General features: G+C 36.2%; 6 protein-coding genes and 1 riboswitch. Of the genes, 1 reads left to right on the forward strand and 5 read right to left on the reverse strand.

The genetic code is table 11. The features are described from left to right. Positions 1-210: 210 nt before the first annotated feature. From ACI4WO_RS08215 to ACI4WO_RS08235, 5 genes are all read right to left on the reverse strand, one after another. Positions 211-1,509: an FAD-dependent oxidoreductase gene (locus tag ACI4WO_RS08215; protein ID WP_439807075.1), complete on the reverse strand. Its 1,299-nt coding sequence runs from the start codon at positions 1,507-1,509 to the stop codon at positions 211-213. Positions 1,510-1,569: 60 nt separating this feature from the next. Continuing rightward, a complete protein-coding gene (locus tag ACI4WO_RS08220; protein ID WP_439807076.1) occupies positions 1,570-1,854 on the reverse strand; it encodes a hypothetical protein in 285 nt (94 codons plus the stop codon). A gap of 102 nt (positions 1,855-1,956) precedes the next feature. Beyond that, a complete protein-coding gene (gene mgtE, locus ACI4WO_RS08225) occupies positions 1,957-3,294 on the reverse strand; it encodes a magnesium transporter (protein ID WP_439807077.1) in 1,338 nt (445 codons plus the stop codon). A gap of 71 nt (positions 3,295-3,365) precedes the next feature. Beyond that, a riboswitch (M-box (ykoK) riboswitch) is annotated at positions 3,366-3,519 on the reverse strand. A 75-nt stretch (positions 3,520-3,594) separates the two neighbouring features. After that, positions 3,595-4,248, reverse strand: coding sequence for an endonuclease III (nth, locus tag ACI4WO_RS08230; protein WP_439807078.1), 654 nt, complete (start codon positions 4,246-4,248; stop codon positions 3,595-3,597). Beyond that, positions 4,241-4,984, reverse strand: coding sequence for a bis(5'-nucleosyl)-tetraphosphatase (locus ACI4WO_RS08235; RefSeq protein WP_439807079.1), 744 nt, complete (start codon positions 4,982-4,984; stop codon positions 4,241-4,243). Before ACI4WO_RS08235 ends, nth begins: the two co-directional genes overlap by 8 nt. Before the next feature lie 185 nt (positions 4,985-5,169). Here ACI4WO_RS08235 and ACI4WO_RS08240 point away from each other — a divergent pair. Continuing rightward, positions 5,170-6,272: sodium:solute symporter family transporter (locus ACI4WO_RS08240; RefSeq protein WP_439807080.1), on the forward strand; the 1,103-nt coding region annotated here is incomplete at its 3' end.

The raw sequence follows: 6,272 nt of genomic DNA on the forward strand, positions 1-6,272 counted from the left end.
ATACTCAATTAGACTGTCCAATAAAGTGCTGTCTTAGAAGATACTCTGCTTGGATGTATATTTAGAAAACTGAATATGATAAGTCAGTAACTTCATAAAAATATTTTCTTGTAAATACCCCTGATTTTTAACTAAAATCAGGGGCAATTTTTTAATGTGCAGGGAATATATATCTTTTAAACTGTCAGACTGGATTTATTAAATGCTTCCTTAAATATCTTTATTTCCATTTGCCGGATTATCTAAAACTTTACCGTTTTCAGAAAAACGTGAACCATGGCATGGACAGTCCCATGAACGCTCCGCACTGTTCCATTTTAAAGCACAGCCCATATGAGGACATCGCTTATTGGAAATGGTCAGCAGATTCATTAAAGCTTCAATGCCGTTTATAAAAAGCTGAGGTTTTAAAATATTTCTTGAAGGACTGAAAATTTTTGCCGCTTCATTATTTTTACCTGAAATTAACTCGCTCAGAATCATAGCCGACAGCATTGCTCCAGTCATGCCCCATTTGTTAAAACCGCATGCAGTATACATATCCGGAGTGTTTGAAGAATAATTTCCGATATATGGCATTCCGTCAAGACTCATACAGTCCTGAGCAGCCCAGAAATATTTTACATCAGAATTCGGGTAGAATTTCTTTGCTGCAATGCGAAGCGTATCCCAGCCGCTGGTTTTTTTGCCGGTACGGTGTCCGTTTCCGCCCAAAAGCAAAAAATTATTATAGTTTCTGAAAGAAAAACCTGTCCGGCTTTCGTCAACATACATGCCATTTAGTTTGTCAGCATTATCCAGTGCTATAACATATGATCTGTGCTGGTAAAGTTTAAGAAAATAACTGCCATGCTTGTTTATAAAGGGAAAATGCGTTGTAACAATAACTTTATCAAATTTAATTCTGGCTTTATCTGTAACAGCAGTATGCTCTTTCATTTCACGTATAAAAGTATTTTCATATATATTAAGATCAGCTGCAATTGCTGAAATGAATTTAAGCGGATTAAACTGTGCCTGATCAGGAAATCTGACTGCTCCGGCTGTTTTAAACGGCAGCTCAGGATTTTCACAGAATTCAGCATTATATCCGATTTTTTCAAGAGCTGAAAGCTCTTGTTCCAGTATGCGTCTGTCGTCAACTGAATAAACATAGTTATCCTTGAGTTCGTAACAGCAATCAATATGTTGGCATAACTCGTTATACTTTTCAAATGCAGCTTTATTGGCATTAAGATATATGGCAGCTGTTTCAGTACCAAAGCTATTTAAAAGCTTATGATATATAAGTCCATGCTGAAATGTTATTTTAGCAGTAGTATTGCTGGTGATTCCATTACATATTTTGTCTTTTTCTGCCAGAATATAATTAATTCCGTTTTTGCTTAAGAAATATGCCGTAAGAATCCCGGCAATTCCTCCTCCTATTATCAGTACATCTGTTTTTATATCTTCTTTTAGTTCCGGAAATTCCGGTAAAACAGAATCTGATTGCCAGACTGATTTCATATTTTTTCTCCTGTTAAAAACGCCATTTGAAATTTTTATTTTCAAATGGCGTAAATTTATTTATAAGTCCTGCAAATCCGCAGCTGTAATATCATTTTCAATATTATCTCTTGCAAGATCATTATCAATAACCGCATAGACATCTGAAATCGGCTTTTCTCTTTTTTTGTTTGTATATGGTACTGAATGGTAAACCTTCAGCGAAGGTGCATGAGTACCAGCAATAACAGGATTTGCTCTGATGTTTCCGTGCTTTGCTTTTCCCTGAATTTCGGGAACAGCTGCAGCATCGTTTTTTGGCTGAGTATGTGTGCGTTCAGGACGGCTCATTCCCTGTTTTGACATTTTTATCACCTCATGATTATTATATACCATGAATCAAATATTATTCTTTTTATTTAAAAATGAAAAAACATCTGCTCCCAGCCGGAGACAGATGCGGATTTTTCAATGTCTTAATTCAGTAAAAATCATTGTGGCAAACTGGAAATATATAAGCATTGAACATGTATCAACAATAGTGCTTATAAGCGGAGTAGCCATAATAGCCGGATCAAGCTTTATTTTCTTTGCAATCAGCGGCAGCAGACAACCGATAAGCTGTGCAATTATCGCTATTCCTATAATTGAAAGGGTAATAACCAATGCCAGTCGGAAGTCCTTGTACACAATGAATATTCTCAGACCATTTGTTAATGAAAGTATTGTACCCACTACCAGCGATATCCGGAATTCTTTGAATGCTGCCTTAAAAATATCCCGGAACTGAATTTCTCCTGTGGCAAGACCTCTTATAACCGTTGTAGAACTTTGTGAGCCGCAGTTTCCGCCGGTAGACATAAGCATAGGGATAAAGGAAACAAGCAGGGGAATAGCCTGAAAAGCTTCCTCATATCGAGTAAGCAGAGTTCCTGTGATAGTTGCAGAAAGCATAAGAAATAAAAGCCAGCCGATTCTTTTTTTCGCATGAGTAAAAACGGAAGTTTTAAAATATGAATCTTCAATAGGCTGCATAGCTGCCATTTTTGAGAAGTCTTCTTCGTTTTCCTCGGCAATAACGTCCAGAACGTCATCAAATGTAATAATACCAACCATTCTTTTATCATTATCAACTACGGGCATTGCCAGAAAGTCATATTTTGAAAATTTCTTTGCAACATCTTCACGGTCTTCATGAGTGTATACGAAAATAACATTTGTATCCATTATGCTTTCAATTGTTGCATCTTCATCTGCCGTAACCAGATCCAGAATGGTTACAAATCCGATTAATTTGCGTGCTTCAGTAACATAGCAGGTATAAATGGTTTCTTTTACCACACCTACTTTTCTTATCCACTCCAGAGCTTCTTTTGTAGTCATATTTTTATGGAGATAGACATATTCGGTAGTCATTACACTTCCGGCACTATCAGCAGGATAGTCCAGGATTTCATTTATCTGCTTTCTTGTTTCAGAATCAGTATTTTTAAGAATTCGTGAAACTACATTTGCAGGCATTTCTTCAATAATGTCTACGGTATCGTCCACATAAATTTCGTCAAGAATTTCACGAAGCTCCTTATCGCTGAAACCGCTTATAAGATGCATCTGAGTGTCACTGTCCATAAAAGTAAAGGTTTCAGCTGCAAGCTCTTTAGGAAGCAGTCTGAATAAAAGAGTAATATCACGAGGCGGAAGAGTTTCCAGAAGAGAAGCAAGATCAGCAGGATACAAATCTTTTACAGTAGATTTTATTTTAACATAATTTTTTTCACGCAGCAATTCAAGAATTTGTTCAGTCATAATCTGGATACCTCCTGATTTATTAAAAATAAAAAAACCGTATCAAAAAATGATACGGCGCAGTACATACAAACAGATTTACCGTTCGAGCTTTAGCTTCGCAGGGCATGAAATTACGTTAAAATATGCCTTGACGACATATTTTGTTAACCATCTCATAGTGTCTCCACTATTTTGCGGCAGTAACCCGTATCCCTGTGGTAGCCTTACCTACCGGAATCACTTTTTTATTATAACCTATTTACTGAATTTTGTCAATATACACCTGTCGTTTTTTCTGCAACAATTGTGTGGTGCGCTTTAGCTGTTTTTATTTTTCTTGCTTTCTGACTTATAATACGAGCAGAATTCAGTACATGGGCATTTATCACACAGCGGCTTTCTTGCTTTGCAGATATCTCTTCCGAATTGTACGACCTGATGACAGAAGTGTGACGAAATTTCCGGGGGAATTAGTTTTATAAGATCCTGTTCAACCTTTGCAGGTTCGGTATTTTTTGTAAGTCCAAGACGTCCGGTAATTCTTATAAAATGTGTATCTGTTACAATTGCGGGTTTCCCCCATACGTCACCCAGCATAAGATTAGCAGTTTTTCTTCCGATACCTGAAATTGTAAGCAGTTCTTCCATTGTCTGAGGAATTTCTCCGTTAAAATTATGAAGCAGCTGATTTGCCATTTCTTTTATGCTTTTTGCTTTGGTATGATAAAATCCGCATGGTTTTACAGCCTCTTCAAGTTCAGTCAGATCAGCTTCGGCAAAGGATTCGAGAGTAGGATATTTTTTAAAAAGAGTTTCAGTGACAATATTGACTCTTGCGTCTGTACACTGAGCTGAAAGCCTTGCAGCAATCATAAGCTCATATGGTTTTGAAAAGTTAAGAGAGCATTCTACATCCGGATAAATCTTTTCCAGAGCTTCACAGGCAAGCAGTGCCTTTTCTTTTTTAGTCATACATTCTGTCCGCCTTTTCCAGAATCAATCTGTCCTCAGGAAAATTTAAAAGAATCATAGCTTCATCAAAAGGTACAAGCCAGCTTTGGGAAATTTCTTCCTGTTGTATTTTAATAGATTTACTTTTAAACTCATTGCAGAAATAAACACAGTTTTTTATTGAAGAATCAAGTGTTTTATATGTGTATTCCTGGCGTGTTTTGGCGTTAACAGTAATTTTCAGTCCCGTTTCTTCAAACACTTCTCTTTCAGCAGTTTGTATTTCACTTTCGCCATACTCAATATGGCCTTTAGGAAAACCTATATGACCGCTGTCATTTTTAATGAGCAGGTATTTTTTTATGTTATTTTCCTTTGTAAACATTACAGATCCGCAGGTTTTTTCATATAGACAATGAAATTCATCTCTTTGTTTGTTTTCATAAAAATTAATCTGCTTTTTAATGTATGGTTCAAATATAACTGTATTTTCAGGTGCTGCAACCCATTTGTCTGATTCGTTTTCTGTGCCTTCAATAACGGCGATAACTGTCAGATATTCTGTGTATTCATCTGCTAAAATATACACTCCCTGAGGATCGCTGTTTTCGCAGATGTAACCGTCTGCATATCCGTAATCAGTGTTTAAAACGTGTTTTGGATATTCAGGAACAGTATCTCCTTTTTTATACTTTGGTGTAACCTTTATGCTTTTTCCGAGAATATTTTTATATTCGCCCTTTTTTATTATAACCATATATTTCTCCGTTTCTGTATTTGAATGATTTTAATTTCATATTTTATTATACCAGATTATTTTCATGACTTCAATAAAAATTGATTTTTACTGCAAAAATAATAAAAGTCATTGACAAAATTTAAAAATACTGTTAAAATAATACTAACTTTGTCAAATTGAAAAAAATAATGGAGGAGTAAAAAATGACAACTGCTTTAACTATTGGAATGCTCATGGTATACATAGCTGTAATGATGGGCATAGGACTTTACACATCACGTAAAACAAAATCTGTAAACGATTTTGTTCTTGGAGGAAGAAATGTCGGATCATGGCTGACTGCCTTTGCCTATGGTACTTCATATTTTTCTGCAGTAGTATTTATCGGCTATGCCGGTCAGTTCGGCTGGAGCTACGGGGTATCGGCAGCATGGATAGGTGTTGGCAATGCATTGCTGGGAAGCGCACTTGCCTGGATAGTTCTTGGAAAAAGAACAAGAATAATGTCAAATCATCTGAATGCAAAAACAATGCCTGAATTTTTTGAAAAAAGATTTGATTCAAAAGGACTGAAAATTGCTTCAGCTTTGATTGTATTTGTTTTTTTGATTCCATATACAGCTTCGGTTTATAACGGACTTTCAAGACTTTTTAACATGGCTTTTGATCTTGACTCAGACAGCTCATATAAAATTATTATTATTGCAATGGCTATAATTACTGCTATATATGTAATTCTGGGAGGGTATGCTGCAACAGCTATTAATGATTTTGTTCAGGGGATAGTAATGCTTGCAGGTATTGCGGCTGTAGTAATATGTGCTGTCAATTATCACGGCGGATTTACTGAGTCGATTGCAAAGCTCGGAGAAATTGAAGTGAATGGTCAAAACGGAGGATTCAGCAAACTTTTCGGACCTGATCCTGTAAATCTTGTGGGAGTAATAATTCTTACATCTCTTGGTACATGGGGACTTCCTCAGATGGTACATAAATTTTATGCCATAAAAGACGAAAATGCAATAAAGAAGGGAACTGTTATTTCAACTGTTTTTGCTCTTGTTGTTGCAGGAGGTTCATATCTTCTGGGCGGTTTTGACAGACTTTTCTGTACTCTTGATAAAAATGAATCCGGAAAAACATTTATAAATACTCTGTCCAACGGAAAACCTGAGTATGATGCTATGATTCCGGCTGTGCTAAAAACAGCTCTTCCGGATATTCTTATTGGTCTGGTAGTGGTTCTCGTACTTTCAGCGTCAATGTCAACTCTTTCATCACTTGTTCTTACATCAAGTTCAACGCA

Source organism: Porcipelethomonas sp., assembly GCF_051893655.1.
In the GTDB taxonomy this organism is placed as follows: domain Bacteria; phylum Bacillota; class Clostridia; order Oscillospirales; family Ruminococcaceae; genus Porcipelethomonas.